This is a genomic window from Aeromonas allosaccharophila (assembly GCF_016026615.1).
GTDB classification, from domain to species: Bacteria; Pseudomonadota; Gammaproteobacteria; order Enterobacterales; family Aeromonadaceae; genus Aeromonas; species Aeromonas allosaccharophila.
Map to the genome: position 1 here is coordinate 2,999,785 of NZ_CP065745.1, position 17,093 is coordinate 3,016,877.

General features: G+C 61.4%; 14 protein-coding genes. 10 read left to right on the top strand and 4 right to left on the bottom strand.

Annotated elements, in window-relative coordinates:
• Positions 1-6 precede the first annotated feature (6 nt).
• The 3 genes from dhaL to I6G90_RS13620 all read left to right on the top strand — a co-directional run bounded on the left by dhaL (position 7) and on the right by I6G90_RS13620 (position 2,585).
• A complete protein-coding gene (dhaL, locus tag I6G90_RS13610) occupies positions 7-636 on the top strand; it encodes a dihydroxyacetone kinase subunit DhaL (protein ID WP_075112818.1) in 630 nt (209 codons plus the stop codon).
• Position 637: 1 nt separating this feature from the next.
• Positions 638-1,354, top strand: coding sequence for a dihydroxyacetone kinase phosphoryl donor subunit DhaM (gene dhaM / locus I6G90_RS13615; RefSeq protein WP_197927928.1), 717 nt, complete (start codon positions 638-640; stop codon positions 1,352-1,354).
• 148 nt (positions 1,355-1,502) lie between these two features.
• Positions 1,503-2,585 carry a glycerol dehydrogenase gene (locus tag I6G90_RS13620; protein ID WP_197927929.1) on the top strand — a complete coding sequence of 361 codons (1,083 nt, stop codon included), beginning with the start codon at positions 1,503-1,505 and terminating at the stop codon, positions 2,583-2,585.
• A gap of 94 nt (positions 2,586-2,679) precedes the next feature.
• Here I6G90_RS13620 and dhaR read toward each other — a convergent pair whose 3' ends face one another.
• Positions 2,680-4,581 (bottom strand): dihydroxyacetone kinase operon transcriptional regulator DhaR, encoded by a 1,902-nt coding sequence (gene dhaR, locus I6G90_RS13625; RefSeq protein WP_197927930.1) that lies wholly within the window; start codon positions 4,579-4,581, stop codon positions 2,680-2,682.
• A gap of 73 nt (positions 4,582-4,654) precedes the next feature.
• Positions 4,655-5,554: a LysR family transcriptional regulator gene (locus I6G90_RS13630; protein WP_197927931.1), complete on the bottom strand. Its 900-nt coding sequence runs from the start codon at positions 5,552-5,554 to the stop codon at positions 4,655-4,657.
• Positions 5,555-5,709: 155 nt separating this feature from the next.
• On the opposite strand from I6G90_RS13630, the gene I6G90_RS13635 reads away from it, so the two are divergent.
• Entirely contained in the window at positions 5,710-6,840 is a 1,131-nt protein-coding gene (locus I6G90_RS13635; protein ID WP_197927932.1) for an agmatine deiminase family protein, read from the top strand.
• Positions 6,841-7,957: 1,117 nt separating this feature from the next.
• Here the strand turns inward: I6G90_RS13635 and ydiK are convergent.
• Positions 7,958-9,043, bottom strand: coding sequence for an AI-2E family transporter YdiK (ydiK, locus tag I6G90_RS13640; RefSeq protein ID WP_075112810.1), 1,086 nt, complete (start codon positions 9,041-9,043; stop codon positions 7,958-7,960).
• Positions 9,040-10,437, bottom strand: a complete 1,398-nt coding sequence (locus tag I6G90_RS13645) for a phosphatase PAP2 family protein (RefSeq protein ID WP_197927933.1) — start codon at positions 10,435-10,437, stop codon at positions 9,040-9,042. Before I6G90_RS13645 ends, ydiK begins: the two co-directional genes overlap by 4 nt.
• A 185-nt stretch (positions 10,438-10,622) precedes the next feature.
• On the opposite strand from I6G90_RS13645, the gene I6G90_RS13650 reads away from it, so the two are divergent.
• The 6 genes from I6G90_RS13650 to I6G90_RS13675 all read left to right on the top strand — a co-directional run bounded on the left by I6G90_RS13650 (position 10,623) and on the right by I6G90_RS13675 (position 17,088).
• A complete protein-coding gene (locus I6G90_RS13650) occupies positions 10,623-11,003 on the top strand; it encodes a hypothetical protein (protein WP_042655745.1) in 381 nt (126 codons plus the stop codon).
• Positions 11,004-11,258: 255 nt separating this feature from the next.
• Positions 11,259-11,657 carry a ribosome-associated heat shock protein Hsp15 gene (gene hslR / locus I6G90_RS13655; protein WP_005356527.1) on the top strand — a complete coding sequence of 133 codons (399 nt, stop codon included), beginning with the start codon at positions 11,259-11,261 and terminating at the stop codon, positions 11,655-11,657.
• A 77-nt stretch (positions 11,658-11,734) separates the two neighbouring features.
• Positions 11,735-12,619, top strand: a complete 885-nt coding sequence (hslO, locus tag I6G90_RS13660) for an Hsp33 family molecular chaperone HslO (protein WP_197927934.1) — start codon at positions 11,735-11,737, stop codon at positions 12,617-12,619.
• A 149-nt stretch (positions 12,620-12,768) separates the two neighbouring features.
• Entirely contained in the window at positions 12,769-14,394 is a 1,626-nt protein-coding gene (gene pckA / locus I6G90_RS13665) for a phosphoenolpyruvate carboxykinase (ATP) (RefSeq protein ID WP_058054150.1), read from the top strand.
• 192 nt (positions 14,395-14,586) lie between these two features.
• A complete protein-coding gene (locus I6G90_RS13670; protein ID WP_042062182.1) occupies positions 14,587-15,252 on the top strand; it encodes a GntR family transcriptional regulator in 666 nt (221 codons plus the stop codon).
• 33 nt (positions 15,253-15,285) lie between these two features.
• Positions 15,286-17,088, top strand: coding sequence for an aminopeptidase P family protein (locus I6G90_RS13675; protein ID WP_197927935.1), 1,803 nt, complete (start codon positions 15,286-15,288; stop codon positions 17,086-17,088).
• Positions 17,089-17,093: the final 5 nt, after the last annotated feature.

Sequence of the window (17,093 nt, forward strand, 5' to 3'; positions counted from 1 at the left end):
GAACCCATGTTAAGCAAGCATCACATCGTCAACTGGCTGCTCGACTGCGAACACATCTTTACCGAGCAGCGTGACTACCTCACCGCGCTGGATACCGACATCGGTGACGGTGACCACGGCCTCAACATGCAGCGCGGCTTTTCTAAAGTGGCCGAGAAGCTGCCCGCGGTGGCAGACAAGGATATCGGTCAGGTACTGAAAACCACCGGTATGACCTTGCTCTCCTCGGTCGGTGGCGCCAGCGGCCCGCTCTACGGCACCTTCTTTATCCGGGCGGCGGCCAGCACCGACGCCTGCCAGAGCCTGAGCCTCAGTCAGCTGTGCAAAATGCTGAGCGACGGGGTCGAGGGGATCGTCTCCCGCGGCCGTGCCGAGCCGGGCGACAAGACCATGTGCGATGCCTGGTGGCCAGCGCTGGCCGCCCTGCAACAGGCGCAGCAGCAAGAGCTGCCGCTCAACGAGGCGCTGGACAAGGCGGTGGCAGCTGCCGCAGCCGGTACCGAGGCCACCATCCAGATGCAGGCCCGCAAGGGGCGCGCCAGCTATCTTGGCGAACGCAGCATCGGCCATCAGGATGCCGGGGCCACCTCGACCCTGCTGCTGCTGACCGCCCTGCGTGACAGAGCGAGGTTGTGACATGATCGGAATCGTAGTTGTCTCTCACAGCGCCATGTTGGCGGCCGGTTTGAAAGCACTGGCCGACCAGCTCGGCAGCCCGGCCCGATTGCTGCTGGCGGCCGGGGTCGATGACCCCGACCACCCCATCGGCACCGATGCCATCGCCGTGATGAGTGCGATTGAAGAAGCGGATGACGGCAGCGGCGTGCTGGTGCTGATGGACTTGGGCAGCGCTCTATTGAGCGCCGAGACCGCCCTCGAACTGCTGCCTCCCGAGTTAAGCGCCCGGGTGCGGCTCTGCCCCGCTCCCTTGGTCGAGGGCACCCTGGCCGCCGTGGTGGCAGCCGGTTCCGGCCTGACGCTGGATGAGGTGGCCGCCGAGGCACTCGGCGCGCTGGGGCCGAAACAGGCGATGTTGCCGGGCAAGGCGGAACCGCAGGATGTCGAGGCCGCTCCAGCCCCCGACGACGACTGGATGCGCTGCGAGGTAGTGGTGGATAACCCCCACGGCCTGCATGTGCGCCCCGCCGCCCGACTGGTGGCCGCCCTCAAACCCTTTGCCGCTGAACTCAAGCTGCAAAAGGGGGACAAAGAGGCCAATCCCCGCAGCCTGACCCGGCTCGCCATGCTCAACGTGCGTCAGGGCGACACGCTCACCCTGCTGGCGCGTGGGGAAGATGCCACCGCCGCATTGACCTGCTTCCAGCAACTGGCCGACGAGCGTTTCGGCGACTGACGCCGCACGCCACTGTTTCAAGGGGCTGCACTCGCTCGCTGAGCCTGTGCAGCACCACTTTCGTGCAAGTAAAAAGAAGACGAAGGAGTCCCCGGCACTGCCGCCCCTTCGCCCCGATTCTTAATTCATAAAGAGAGAGGGATAGAATATGGACCGCATTATCATCAGCCCCAGCAAATACGTGCAAGGCAACGGGGCCCTCGCCAATATCGGCAACTACGTTAAAGCGCTCGGCGCCAAGCCACTGATTCTGGCCGACGCCTTCGTCACCAAGCTGGTGGGCGATACCGTGGCCACCAGCTTCCACGGCGCCGGTATCAAGCCAGAGTTCGACTGCTTCAATGGCGAGTGCTCCCGCCCCGAGATCGACCGCCTGCTGGCCCGCTGCAACCAGACCCCGTTTGACGTCATCATCGGCATCGGCGGCGGCAAGACGCTGGATACCGCCAAGTCGGTCGCCTTCTACCAGAAGGTGCCGGTGGTCATAGTGCCGACCATCGCCTCCACCGATGCGCCGACCAGCGCGCTGGCGGTCATCTACACCCCGGAAGGGCAGTTCAGCGAATACCTGATGATCCCGACCAACCCCAACATGGTCATCATGGATACCGGCGTGATCTCCCGCGCTCCGGTACGGCTGTTGGTCTCCGGCATGGGGGATGCGCTCTCCACCTACTTCGAGGCGCGCGCCAACAAGGTCTCCGGTTGCCAGACCATGGCCGGGGGTGCCTCCACGCTGGCGGCGCAGGCCATCGCCGAGCTCTGCTACAAGACCCTGCTGGCCGATGGCTACAAGGCCAAGCTGGCGGTGGAACAGGGGCTCTGCACCAAGGCGGTGGAGAACATCATCGAGGCCAACACCTATCTGAGCGGCATCGGCTTCGAGAGCAGCGGACTGGCCGCCGCCCACGCCATCCACAATGGCCTGACCCAGCTGGCCGAGTGTCACCACCTCTACCACGGTGAGAAAGTGGCATTCGGTACCCTGGTGCAGCTGGTGCTGGAGAACGCCCCGATGGCGGAGATCGAAACCGTGCTGGGTTTCTGCCGCTCGATCGGCCTGCCGACCAACCTGCATATGATGGGGGTCAAGGAGCTGGATATGGCGCGCCTGATGGAGGTGGCCAAAGCCTCCACCGCCGAGGGGGAGACCATCCACAATATGCCGTTCAAGGTCACCGCCGAGGATGTGCTGGCGGCCATCGTCACCGCCCACCAGCTGGGGCTGTAACCGCGCCACCGCTGACCTTGCCATATACAACGGCCCCGCAACTGCGGGGCCGTTTCGTTTTCAGCGGGCTGCTTGGCGACGGTTCAGGTCGGCGTTAGCCGTGATAGTCGGCGGGATCGATCTCGAGCAATTTGAGCCGCCGCCAGAGGGTGGTGCGGCTGATGCCAAGATGCTGGGCCATCTGGCTCACCTGCCCCTTGCAGGCGTGGGCGCAGCGCAAAATGGCCTGCCGCTCCAGCTCTGCAAGCGTGAGCAGCGGTTGCCCCACCACCTCGTCCGCCACCTGCTGATAGCCGTGACGAATGGCGGCAGGCAGCGCCTCAGGCGGGATCGGCCCCTGACCGGCATGAAGCAGCGCATGCTCCACCGCACTGCGCAGCTCCCCCAGATTGCCGGGCCAGGGATAGGCGAGCAGACAGTCGAGGGCCGCCGGACTGAACTGGCGCACCGGCTCGCGCCCCTGCGCCCCTAGCTGCTGGCTGATAAGGCCCGGCAGATCGGCCGCGCGCTCACGCAGCCCCGGCAGCCATAGCTCGCACGCCTGCAGCGCATAGAGCAGCTGGCGGCCAAACAGCCCCTCCTGCACCAGTTGCTCCAGCGGGGCGCTGCTGGTGGCGATGATCCGCACCTTGAGCGGCAGGATACGGGCCGAATCGAAGCGCTGGATGCGGCCGGTCTTGAGCAGTTGCAGCAGCGCCGCCTGCATGGGGGCAGAGAGACACTCCACCTGCTCCAGCACCAGGGTGCCGCCGTGGGCCAGCTCGAACTTGCCTGCCCGCTCCTGCCCCGCCTCATCGGAGCCCATCAGCTCCAGCGCCATCCGCTCGCTCGGCAGCGCCTTGCAGTTGAGGGTAATGAGCGGCCCGGCGGCCCGCTCGCTGCCAAAGTGAATGGCCTCCGCCAGCTGGGCCTTGCCCACCTCCTCCTCGCCGCGCAGCAGGATCGGCCCCTGACTCTGGGCCGCCTGCCGGGCATAGCGCAGCAGCTTGCGCATAGCGCTCGACTCGCCCACCAGCGCCGACAGCTCGGGCACCGTCTGCCGTAGCTGGTGAATGGCCCGCAGCCGATCGACCGGGTGCAGCAGGGCGATAAAGCTGACCCCCTCCGGCCCCGGCAGCGGCTTGAGGCTCACCAGCGCATTGATAAACTCCCCCTGCTGAGCGCCGAGCCGCTCCAGCGTCACCTCCACATGACTCAGTGGCGTCTGCCCCTTGATGGCCAGCTGCAACCGCTGGGGCAGCAGCAGGTGCTGCTCCAGCGGCTGGCCGAGACAGAGCGCCGGATCGAGCCGCAGCCGGTGTGCCGCCAGCGCGTTGAGGTAGCGCAGTCGGCCCTGCGGATCCCAGGCCAGCACGCCGTCATCCATACCATCGAGCAGGGCGTAAAGTTCGCTCAGGTGATGCTGGGACTCCTGCATCAGGGTCTCCATCTGCAGCAGATGGGCCAGCTCGCGCCCCGCGCTGACGGTGAGCGCCAGATCGCCGGCGCTCGCCTCCTCCACCTTGCAGATCAAAGCGATGATGGCGACCTGACGGCCATTGCTGTTGTAGACCGGACTGGCACAGCTGTGCCACGGGTGCAGGGTCTGGTTGAAGTGCTGGGGGCCGCTGACGCAGAGCGGCACTCCCTCCAGCGCCGCCAGATTGATGGCATTGGTGCCGATGCGCCCCTCGCTGAAAAAGGCGCCGGGGCCAAACCCCAACGCCGCCAGCTCGCGCAGGGTGTCGGGGTGGCCGGTCCGGGCCAGCAGGCAGCCGCTTTCGTCGGTGAGCAGCAGGGCGCAGGGACGCCCCTCCATAAATTCGTAGAGATCTTCGAGGGCCATCTCGCCGGTAGTGAGCAAGTCCCGCTTGCGCTGGCGCAGGCTCTGCAAGGTCTGGCCCTTGGCGCTGTGGGGCGGATGCCAGAGGGTGGCGCTGGTCTGGTGGGCGCAGCGCAGCCAGGATGCCTGCAGATAGTCAGGCCAAGCGAGCAGCGGCTGAAGGTCAGATGGCATGGTCACAGCAATATCCGGCAAGATGTGAGCCGACCATTTAACCACGCCAGCGCCCCCAATTCAGTGACCTGCCTCAGAGGGTGGCAAGCCCGTCATCTTCCCGCTCGAGCTCACCGTCGGCAAATTGCTGGCCGAGCCAGTGACAGAATGCGCGGCACTCCGGCATCCCCTCGCTCTCCTGATGCACCAGCAGATCCCACTGCGGCCCCTTGACCCGATGGGCAGAGAGCGGCAACAGCAACCCCTGCTGACGGGCCGGACGGGAGAGCAGTTCGCTCACCAGCGCCACACCGAGTCCGGCGCTGGCGGCCTCCAGCAGCAGGCCGGGATCGGAGAAGTTGAGCCCCCGGGTCTGCAGATGCAGATCCTCCCCTCCTCTCAGCGTCCAGTGATGCCAATCCAGCTCCCGCTCGCCGTGCAGGGTAGTGCGCTCCTCCGCGGGCCGGGACAGCACGGTTGCGGTGGCCACCGGCAGCAAGCGATCCGCCAGCAGGTGCTGATGGCGACACTCGGCCTGCGGCGCGAGATCCCAGCGCAGGGCGAGATCAACGGTCTGCTCGGCCATGTCGGGCTCTTCATCGCTGGTGAACAGCCAGAGATCGATGTCGGGATACAGGCGATGAAACTCCCCCAATCGCGGCAGCAGCCAGTGGCGGGCGATGGCGGTGCTGGTGTTGAGCACCAGCTGGTTCGGTTTGCGGTACTGCTCCAACCGCTGGATCCCCATCGCCAGCTGCAACAGCACGCTCTGGGTGGTCTCCAGCAGATCCTGCCCCGCATCGGTCAGCGCGACCGAACGCCCCTGCCGGTGAAACAGCGGCTGGCCGAGCAGCTCCTCCAGCGAGCGGATCTGCTGGCTGATGGCGGACTGGGTCAGGTGCAGCTCCTGCGCCGCCTGATGAAAACTGCCGAGTCTGGCCGCCGCCTCAAAGCCCCGCAGCACGTTGAGCGGGGGCCACTGCTTGAACACCATTGATTAGCTCCACTTATCACATTTACGGAAAATTGATCGTTTGTTCGCCGCTACGGCCACGGATAGTCTATTACTCAACGCAATTCGATTAACAGCGCTTGTCACTTCCGGTCATTCAGCGACAGCAAAGAGCGCCCTCATCCAAGGAGTTTTTCATGCCATCCCGACGCAACGTATTGAAACAGCTGGCCGCCATTGGCGTGCTGGCCGGGCTCGGCAATCTGCCGGGCAAGGCCCACGCGGCCAGCGGCAATGCCGGTGAGGATGCTGCCAGCGGCGAGCAATTCCATATGCCCGATGAAGCCGCCCCTCAGACGCAGGTCTGGGTCGCCTTTGCCGCCAGTGCCGATATCTGGGGTCGCGACTACAAGGAAGTGCAGGCCACCATCGGGCGGCTGGTTCAAGCCATGACCCCTTACACCAAGGTGAGCGTGCTCTGCCGCGAAGAGGAGGAGGCGCTGGCCCGCAAGCTCTGTGGCGAGCAGAACACCCGCTTTATCGTCGCAGAGCTGGACGATATCTGGCTGCGCGATACCGGCGGCGTCTTCGTTCAGAATGGCGAAGGGGAGCTGGGGCTGGTGGATTTCAACTTCAACGGCTGGGGTGACAAGCAGGAGCACGAACAGGATGCGGGCGTCGCCGAGCTGGTCAGCAAGCAGGCGGATGCCCACTATCTGCAGAGCAAGCTGACTGGCGAGGGGGGCGGCATCGAGGTGGATGGCAACGGCACCGCCATCATGACCGAGAGCTGCTGGCTCAACAGCAACCGCAATCCAGGTGTGAGCAAAGCGCAACTGGAGGCGGAGCTGAAAGCCAATCTGGGGCTGCGCAAAATCATCTGGCTGCCGGGTATCAAGGGCAAGGACATCACCGATGCCCACGTCGATTTTTATGCCCGCTTTGTCCGCCCCGGGGTGGTAGTGGTCAATCTGGACAACGATCCGGCATCCCACGACTACCAGGTGACCCGCCAGCATCTGGCCATCCTCAAGCAGGCCACCGATGCGGACGGCAACAAGCTGGAGCTGCATATGTTGCCGCCACCGCTCGATGTGCGGGACAACCGCTTTAGCCGCAGCCGCGACTTTGCCGCCGGTTATATCAACTATCTGCCGATCAATGGCGCGGTGATCGCCCCCGAGTTTGGCGACAAGGCCGCCGACCGCTACTGCCACGATCTGCTGGCCAGGCTCTACCCCGGCCGCCAAATCGTGCAGATCAATATTGATCCGGTCGCCGCCGGTGGCGGTGGCATTCACTGCATCACCCTGCACCAACCGGCCTGACCCTCCCCTACCCACTGATAACCCGGGGCGTTGCCCCGCCCCGGGTTATATCGCCATACCCATTGTTGTTAACCACGAGCCCCTGACCCGCCACCCTAAATCTTGGCCAGTGATGCCATACGGGGTGTCACCGCGATCACACTACCGAGTTACTCAAGAAGCAGAGTCTCGGTAGCGATTTCCATTAGCGTTCGAGGTAGACTGGTAACATTATTATTTTTTACATGGCAGTTATCAGATCTGGTTGATGTTATTACAATGCTCTATTAACGGATCGATGCTGCTTTCCACCTAATTACATAAATATTTTCAGGAGATGGTTTTGATCTCAGATTCTTTATTTTGGAAAGATGAGCTGCTAAAGCTAGCTCAAAAGGTAGGTCTAAGGTTGGCCCAACGAAGATGGAGCCAACGCTCATTGTTTGCGGTTGAAAAATAAATTTTTCTTGGATTTTACTCTATTCGCAAGCTAATTGAATCAAAAAAAGTCTCCAGTTCTGTTTCTGGCAAGAGTTACAAAGTCATTGAATTCCCCAAAAATAGTCAATTTAACATTTCATTAATTGATAATCCGTCAAAAGAGTTTGATTTCAAAAAATATAATCATATTAACATATCAATTGCTGATATTTGCAATCAGTTTATCCACAGTTATTATTTCCTTCCTGTCATACCGGACGGTAAGTCACTAGTAGGTTTTTTTATCTGCTCTGACTATCAGCGCAAGAAGTCCATCTACTTCATAAATATATTAGATGTTGTTGACATATATAAAGCCGTCGGAGAAAACTATCCAAAAAGTTACCATCTAATAAAAAATGAGAGTGGAAAGATCAATATTAATATTGAGTGAGCATATATTAACCCGCAGGTTCGATTAGCCGCAAGGCGTAATAGGTCGCTCGCGCAAATCAATTTCTCCGATATAACGGGTACCAATATTTCCCCTCTGGCAGATGCCGCTGATTCACGGAAACGCCGGAACAGCGGCATCTCGAGCGTCCGATCACGCTTCGCCAATCGAACCGGCATGGGACGGCAATAAACAAAAGAGCCGCCCTTATGGGCGGCTCTTTGCATCAGCGATTGCTGGCTGAATCGTCTTTTTACTGAATCGTTATTGGGCCTTGGGCGCTTCAACCGCAGCGGCCGCCGGTTGGTCATCTTCCTTGATCCAGGCATCCAGCAGGGTGTAGCCCACCGCCAGCACCACGGGGCCGATAAACAGACCGATGATCCCCATGGTCAGCAAGCCGCCGATAACACCCACCAGAATCAGGATCAGCGGCAGATTGGCGCCGCGTTTGATCAGGAAGGGGCGCAGGAAGTTGTCCATGGTGCCCGCAAACAGTGACCACACCAGCAGGAAGGTGCCCCAGGTGGTGTCGCCGCTCCAGTAGAGGTAGCCGATACAGGCCAGCAACACCGGGAAGGGGCCGATCTGGGCGACGATCAGCAGGAACATCACCACCACCAAAATCATGGCGTAGGGGATACCGGCAATCAGCAGGCCGACACCGGCCACCGTGGATTGCACCAGCGCGGTCACCACCACCCCCATCGCCACGGCGCGGATCGCCTGTGACGCGAGCACAGTGGCATTGTCACCCCGTTGGCCCGCCAGCCGGTGGGCAAAGCGGCGAATACCGGTCGCCACCACTTCACCTGAGTGATAGAGCAGGCCGCAGATACCGACCGTCAGCAGGAAGTGAACGAACAGCAGCCCCAGATTACCGGCCTGAGAGGCCAGCCAGCGGGCGGTCTGACCGAAATAGGGCGCCAGCTTGGCAAACAGCACCTGACCACCACTCGCCAGAATTTGCTGCCAGAACTCATACAACTTGGTACCCACCAGCGGGATCTGTTGCAGCCAGAGCAGCTCCGGTGGCGGCGACTGGCTGATATGGGTGCCCAGCTCGATCAGCATGGGGGCCTTCTCCGCCACATTGGCCAGCGTCATAAAGAGCGGGATGACAAATATCAGCAGCAGCACCAGCGTCATAAACAGGGCCGCCAGCGAACGCTTGCCCCACAGCAGGCGCTGCATCATCAGCATCAGCGGCCAGGTGGCGATGGTGATCATGGTGGCCCACACCAGTGCTGGCAGGAAGGGCTGCAACACCAAGAAACAGGAGATAATCAGGAGGCTGATAAACAGCACCCCCAGGGTTGTCTTGGCCAAATCCACTTTTTTCACATTCATAGAGTTCCCTTGTCAGAGCCGTTGCCCTTGGGTCGTGTGTCGCATTTCAAGAAAGAGAGTATCCACCAGAGGCCCGCGCTCAACCAGAGCCCCAGCCCGAAAAAGAGCGATAACTGGCCGAGCAGGATGTTAAGCGAACTGCTGGTCAGCAGCGGCACCGCCCACAGCCCGGCCCCGATCACCGCGCCCCCCGCCAGCGTGACTGCGCAGGTCAGGATGGGGGGATAACCGCCGCGACTCAGGGTAAGCAAACCGCCCATCCAGAGCCCGAGCGCCGTCAGGCCGATCCCGGTCAGATGGGCAGATTGGGTCAGTCCCCCGAGCGCCAGCGCGGCGGCAATCAGCAGCAGCCAGCCAACCGCATGCCCATCGGCACGCCAGCAGGGGCGAGCAGCCAGCAGCAAGGCACCGATCAGCAGGCCCGCCGCCACGTCAGAGATAAAGTGTACCCCGAGCCAGACCCGCGCCAGACCTGTGACCAGCGCCAGCAGCAAGGCCAGTGAGAGCGCCCGCCAGCGGTGCGTCGGCCACAGCCAGCCAAGCAGCGCCCCCCAGAACAGCAGCGCCGAGGCGGTATGGCCGCTCGGCATGCCAAAGCCCTGAGCACTGTGAGTCGCCAGCAGCGGTTGCAGATGGAAGGGGCGCGGCCAGCCGATCCCCTCCTTGCTCACCTGCACCAGCAGCCCGAGCCACAGCATGGCGAACAGCAGCTGGCGCAGCCGTGGCCACCCCAACAGCGGGAGCAGCAAAGGTATCAGGGCAAGCTGAAAGCCGCCTGAACCAAACAGATTGCTGACCGACAGCCACCAGACATCCGGCCCCAGCCACTGCTGCAGACGCATCATCAGCGGGATCTCGGCCTGATGCAGCGCATTGCCCTGCGCCACGAAATCGGCCTGCCAGCGCACCTCGCTCTCGGGCACCTGTTCAAGCCGGGATTGCAGCCAGTCGAGCTGATCCGGGAAGCGGCGCTGCTCGCGGGGGAGCTGGTCGGTGGCGATCAGCCGGGCGTTGAGGATCTCGCCCCCCAGATTGGGGGCCGTCAGGATCGAGACAAACGCAGAGTCTTGCTGGGCGACAATCGGTTCCAAGGTGCGGCAGGCAAAGACCTGCGCTTTCTGCCAGCGGCCAAGATCCTCGACGATTTCGCCCTGCAAGCCGGTCTCTTCATGGAGTTCGCGCAGCGCCGCCTGTTGCGGGCTCTCGCCGCCATCGATATAGCCGCCGCTCAGGCTGTAGCGGGAGGAGATGCGATCCTGCACCAGCAACAGTTGATCCTGATGGCGGATGGCGCAGGCTGCCGCCGAGGGTGCCGAGGGAGCCGCCGGTTCGGCACTCACCGCAGGCACTACGGCAATCAGCGCCAGCAACAGTAAAAAGAGGGTTCTCGACATCAATTTGCTTTCCCTATGCGTAATGGCGACAAGCCTCCCAGAAATCAGATAGTTGGGCAATGGTAGCGGCCGGATCGCCGCCGTTCCCGCCGCGATGGCGGTGCACGGAAGATTGCGATGAAGCGGGGCACTCCCTACTATTGGCGGCTATCTTCAATTTCATGCAGCAAATGCTGGAGCCCTCCATGAGACAGTTCGGCTTTTTCCTCGGCATCGCCATCGGTGTCATTTTGATCCTGTTCGGCAGCATCGTCATCTTCCAGGCGCTCCCTGCCGCACTGGATGTGCTGGAGATGCCAAGCCGCATCCCGTTCGTACGCGAGGTCTACACCTGGCTGATGACCAGCGCCAACGGCCTGACCTCCCAGCTGGAGCAGAACTTCCTGGAAGCGTTCCAGACCGTGCTCAAGCTGATCCTGCTCATCACCTTCATGTGGGTCTGCGTCAAGCTGGTCAACATGGGGGTGCTAATTATCCGCGCCGGGGTTGATCTCATTCGTACCGCCATCGCCCACAGCGAAGGTCCGCACGACCAGAAGAAGCCGGATCAGCACGATCACTTCTGACTCTGCCGTGGTCGATAGATGTGAATGCTGCCGCTCCCAACAGGGGCGGCAGCGTTATATGCGCGGTATGAAGGCCCTTCCCTGCCCCATGAATGCCCGATAAAGCACCGGCTTTCCCTTGTGAATCAGCAAACTGCCCATATGTTGCATCACCTTGACATGGTTTGCGCCCCGCGCGGCGGCTGCCCGGTTTCTATCCCGACCCCGTGCTCTGGTATAATCGACCACCTCTTTTCCCCGTTATGGAGCCTGTTCATGCCCAATCATGCAGAAAGTGCCCTCGAGGTTCGTCTCGACAAGTGGCTGTGGGCGGCCCGTTTCTACAAGACCCGCTCCGTGGCGCGGGATCAGATAGACGGGGGCAAGGTGCACTACAATGGTCAGCGCAGCAAACCGGGCAAACAGGTGGAAGTGGGTGCTCTGATCCGCTTCTGGCAGGGGCAGGACGAGCGCGAAGTGCGGGTGCTGGCCTTGAGCGAGCAGCGCAAATCGGCCCCACTGGCCCAGCAGCTCTATGAAGAGACCGCCGAGAGCCTGAAAAAACGGGCCGAGAACAGCGAGGCACGTCGCTTCAACAGCCAGTTTGCCCCCAGCCCCGAGCGCCGCCCCGACAAGCAGGAGCGACGCCAGTTGCTCAAGGTCAAACAGTACTGACCGACCCCGATTTGATACCGGGCTGGCAGCAACCCCAGCCCGCCCGATTTACCTCACCGAAAAGCCAGGAATACATGATGAGCAACCAAGATCTGCTGTATCGCTATCTGTTTGAAGAGTACGAAGTGCGTGGCGAGCTGGTCCAGCTGGATCACACCTACCGCCACGTGGTGGAAGCCCAGAACTACCCGGTGCAGGTGCAAAAACTGCTGGGCGAGCTGCTGGTCGCCACCAGCCTGCTGACCGCCACCCTCAAGTTTGAAGGCTCCATTACCGTACAGCTGCAGGGCGATGGCCCGGTGCGTCTGGCCGTGATCAACGGTGACAACAACCAGCAACTGCGCGGTGTGGCCCGCTATGAAGGCGAGCTGCCGAGCGATGGCAAGCTGCAGAGCCTGATCGGCAATGGCCAGCTGATCATCACCATCACCCCGGAACAGGGCGAGCGCTATCAGGGCATCATCGCGCTGGACGCCGACACCCTGGCAGGCTGCCTGGAGCACTACTTCGCCCGCTCCGAACAGCTGGCGACCAAGTTGTGGATCCGCACCGGCTACCACGAAGGTGTACCGCGTGCCGCCGGCATCATGCTGCAGGAGCTGCCCGCCCAGAGCGAGGATCACAGCAACGATTTCGATCACCTGACCCAGCTCACCAGCACCATCAAGGATGAAGAGCTGTTCGGGCTGGAAGCGGAAGAGATCCTCTACCGTCTCTACCATCAGGACAAGGTACGGGTGTTCGATCCGCAGGCGGTCGAGTTCCGTTGCACCTGCTCCCGCGAGCGCTGCGAAGGGGCCCTGTTGCAGATAGAAAAGGAAGAGGTGATGGAGATGGTGCAGGAGCTCGGCAAGATCGACATGCACTGTGATTATTGCGGCGCCCAGTACCAATTTAATGGGATCGATGTCGAAACCCTGTTCAGCAGGGCTCCCGGCAATGATGCAAACCAGTTACACTAATTAAAGGCGGGCAAAACCCGCCTTTAACTTTAATAACAAAAAAATACCCTATTTTATAAAGTTTGATGGCGATCGCTAAACTCTACCACCTAAGTGATAGGATGACCGTCAGATAGAACCCTACCAACCTCTGAACCCAGGAGAATACAATGACAATCGTGGCAGAACCCACCCTGGCCCAACAATTAGGACTGGACCAGTACGGCATCACAAACAGCCAAGAAATCGTTCGCAACCCCTCTTACGACCAGCTTTTCGCGGAAGAGACACGTTCTGACCTGGAAGGGTTCGAGCGCGGTGTGGTGACCGAGCTGGGCGCCGTCAACGTCAACACCGGTATCTTCACCGGTCGCTCCCCGAAAGATAAATATATCGTCAAAGATGCCACTACCCAGAACACTGTATGGTGGTCTGACCAGGGTAAAAACGATAACAAAGCCATTAGCCCGGAAGTGTGGTCACATCTGAAAGCGCTGGTCACCAAACAGCTCTCCGGCAAGCGTCTGTTTGTGGTCGACGGCTTCTGCGGTGCCAACCCGGATACCCGTCTGGCCGTGCGCGTCATCACCGAGGTGGCCTGGCAGGCTCACTTCGTGAAGAACATGTTCATCCGCCCGAGCGATGAAGAGCTGAAAACCTTCAAGCCTGACTTCGTGGTGATGAACGGTGCCAAATGCACCAACCCGAACTGGAAGGAGCAAGGCCTCAACTCCGAGAACTTTGTTGCCTTCAACCTGACCGAGAAGATCCAGCTCATCGGCGGCACCTGGTACGGTGGCGAGATGAAGAAGGGCATGTTCTCGATGATGAACTACTTCCTGCCCCTGCGCGGCATTGCCTCCATGCACTGCTCCGCCAACGTGGGTCAGGACGGCGACGTCGCCATCTTCTTCGGCCTCTCCGGTACCGGCAAGACCACCCTCTCCACCGATCCCAAGCGTCAGCTGATCGGCGATGACGAGCACGGCTGGGACGATGACGGCGTATTCAACTTCGAAGGTGGCTGCTACGCCAAGACCATCAAGCTCTCCGAAGAGGCAGAGCCGGACATCTACCACGCCATCCGTCGCGATGCGCTGCTGGAGAACGTGACCGTTGCTGCCGATGGCACCATCGACTTCGATGATGGCTCCAAGACCGAGAACACCCGCGTCTCCTACCCCATCTATCACATCGACAACATCGTCAAGCCGGTCTCCAAGGCAGGTCACGCCACCAAGGTGATCTTCCTGACTGCCGATGCCTTCGGCGTGCTGCCCCCGGTCTCCAAACTGACCAAGGAGCAGACCAAGTACCACTTCCTGTCTGGCTTCACCGCCAAACTGGCCGGTACCGAGCGCGGCATCACCGAGCCGACCCCGACCTTCTCCTCCTGCTTCGGCGCCGCCTTCCTCTCCCTGCACCCGACCAAGTACGGTCAGGAGCTGGTGAAACGGATGGAAGCGGCAGGTGCAGAAGCCTATCTGGTCAACACAGGCTGGAACGGCACCGGCAAGCGCATCTCCATCAAGGATACCCGCGCCATCATCGACGCCATCCTGGATGGCTCCATCGAGAAGGCCGAGACCAAGGTGCTGCCGATCTTCAATCTGGAGATCCCGACTGCGCTGCACGATGTGAACCCGGCGATCCTCGACCCGCGCGACACTTACGCCGACAAGGCCGAGTGGGATGCCAAGGCCGTCGATCTGGCAGGCCGCTTCATCAAGAACTTCGAGCGCTTCACCGATAACGACGAAGGCAAACGTCTGGTTGCGGCAGGTCCGCAGCTGTAATAGCCCCGCTTCCTATCAGTGACATCATGCCGGTCAGCCACGCTGACCGGCATTTTTGTTTTTATGGAGCCCCGAACGCCGCCAGCCACGCGGCGGCGAGCCCCTAAACCTTGCCTTGCCACTCCTGACGGGGTAGATTCAGCCAAACTTTATACAATATACAATTTTGTAACGCCCAATCGTGACCCGACCATGACCCCACCCTACAAGACCCGAACCCAGATGGTGATGGAAAACCTCCGTGGCCGGATCCTCCGTGGGGAGTTCCCCGCCGGCGCCCCCTTGCGTCAGGATGCCATTGCCAAAGAGCTGGCCGTGAGCCGCATTCCGGTGCGCGAAGCATTGATGCAGCTGGAGGCACAGGGGCTGGTCAAGTTCGAGGCCCATCGCGGCGCCGTGGTCACCATGCTGGATGCCTCGGCCATCGAAGAGCTCTTTTATTTGCGAGCACTGCTGGAAGCCGATACCCTGTTTCACGCCGTCGACAAGATGACGGAAGCCACCTTCGCGCAAGCGGAGGCGATCCTCGCCCAGTTTGATCACGCCCTGGAGTCAGGCACCCAGATCGAACATTGGGCCGAGTTGAACCACAGCTTTCACGCCACCCTCTATCAGGCAGCCGGTCGCCCCCAGGCACTGGATCTCATCGCCCAGATCAATCTGAGCTGTGACCGCTATGTCCGCTTCGAGCTGCTGTTTGCCAGCGACGGCGTGGACAAGGCGGAGCGTGAACACGCCCAATTGCTGGAACTGTGCCGCGCCCGACGCAAGCACGAGGCGGTGGTGCTGCTCAAACAGCATATCGAAGCGGCGGGCCAGTCGATCAAGCGGATCCTGGCCAGCGGCCATAAAAACTGAACACTCATATAGCAACCATCTGGCACTAACGACATGAATAATTTCGAGATAATTGAAACCCGCGTCGCCCAAGTCAGGGCCGAGCTGGCCATGCAGGAGTTGGACGCCTTTATCGTCCCCCACGATGATGAGCACCTCGGCGAGTACATCCCCGCCTATGCCGAGCGGCTTGACTGGATCACCGGTTTCAACGGCTCTGCCGGGGTCGCCATCATCATGACCCAGCGAGCAGCCCTCTTTGTCGATGGTCGCTATACGGTGCAGGCGCGGATGCAAACCCCCGCCGAACTGTTCGAATTCCTCCACCTCAATGAAGATCCCCACGTCCAGTGGCTGGCCGAGCAGCTGCCGTCAGGCTCCCGGGTTGGCTTCGATGCCCGCCTGCACAGCCTGACCTGGTACAAGAATGCCAAAGCGGTGCTGGCCGATCGCTGTATCGAGCTGATCCGCGTCGAGCAGAACCCTATCGACCAGCACTGGAGCGATCGCCCGGAGCCGACCAAGAGCCCGGTCATCCTCTACAGCGAGGAGCTGGCGGGCCAGTCCAGCCAGTCCAAACGTGAACAGCTGGCGGCCGACCTGCGCAAGCGCGGGCTGGATGCAGTGCTGCTGACCCAGGCCGAGCCCATCAACTGGCTGCTCAACCTGCGCGGTCGCGACATCGACCGGCTGCCGGTGGTGCTGGGCTTTGCGGTGCTCTACGCCAACACCAGCATGGATTTCTTCGTCGATACCGACAAAATTGACTGCTTCGCCTTCACCCAACACGTAGGCCAAGACGTCTCCGTCTACCCCATCGACAAGCTGGGCGACGTGCTGCAACGCATCGGTGAAGATCAGCAGAAGGTGCTGGCCGATCCGGACAGCGCCAACGCCTGGACCCAGCTCATCATGGAAGAGGCGGGCGCCATTCTGGTGGCCGGCCAAGACCCGACCATGCTGCCGAAAGCGTGCAAGAACGAGATCGAGCTGACCGGCATGCGCGCCGCTCACCTGCGCGACGGCGTGGCCATGACCCGCTTCCTCGCCTGGCTGGATCGGCTGATCGCCTCCGGCGAGTTCGAGGGGATAGATGAAGGCACTCTGGCCGATCAGGTGGAAGCGTTCCGCCGCGAGCAGGAGCACTACGTCGAGCCGAGCTTCGATACCATCTCCGCGCTCGGCCCCAACGCCGCCATGTGCCACTACCACCACACCAACGGTGTGCCGCGTGCATTCGGCCAGGACAGCCTCTATCTACTGGACTCCGGCGCGCAATACATGGATGGCACCACCGACATCACCCGCACCATCAAGGTGGGTGAGGTGAGCGACGAGCAGAAAGCGATGTTTACCCGGGTGCTGCAGGGCCATATCGCGCTGGATCAGGCCCGCTTCCCCCGTGGCACCGCCGGTATCCAGCTCGACGTGCTGGCCCGCATGCCGCTGTGGCAAGCCGGTTACAACTATGACCACGGCACCGGCCACGGCGTCGGCCACTTCCTGAGCGTCCACGAAGGGCCCCAGCGCATCGCGCCGAAAGGGAGCATGGTCGCCCTGCAACCGGGCATGGTGCTCTCCAACGAGCCGGGCTACTACCGCGAAAATGGTTTTGGCATCCGCTGCGAAAACCTGGTGGTGGTGACCGAGCTGGAACAGGTTGGCGAGCTGCCGATGCTGGGCTTCGAACGGCTGACCTACGTGCCGTTCGATACCCGCCTGATCGACCGCAGCCTGCTGAGCCCGGCCGAATTCCGCTGGATCAACGAATACCACGTCGAGGTGTTCCGCCGCCTGAGCCCGCTGCTCGAGGGCGAAGATCTCGCCTGGCTGGAGCAGGCAACCAGCCTCATCTGATGACA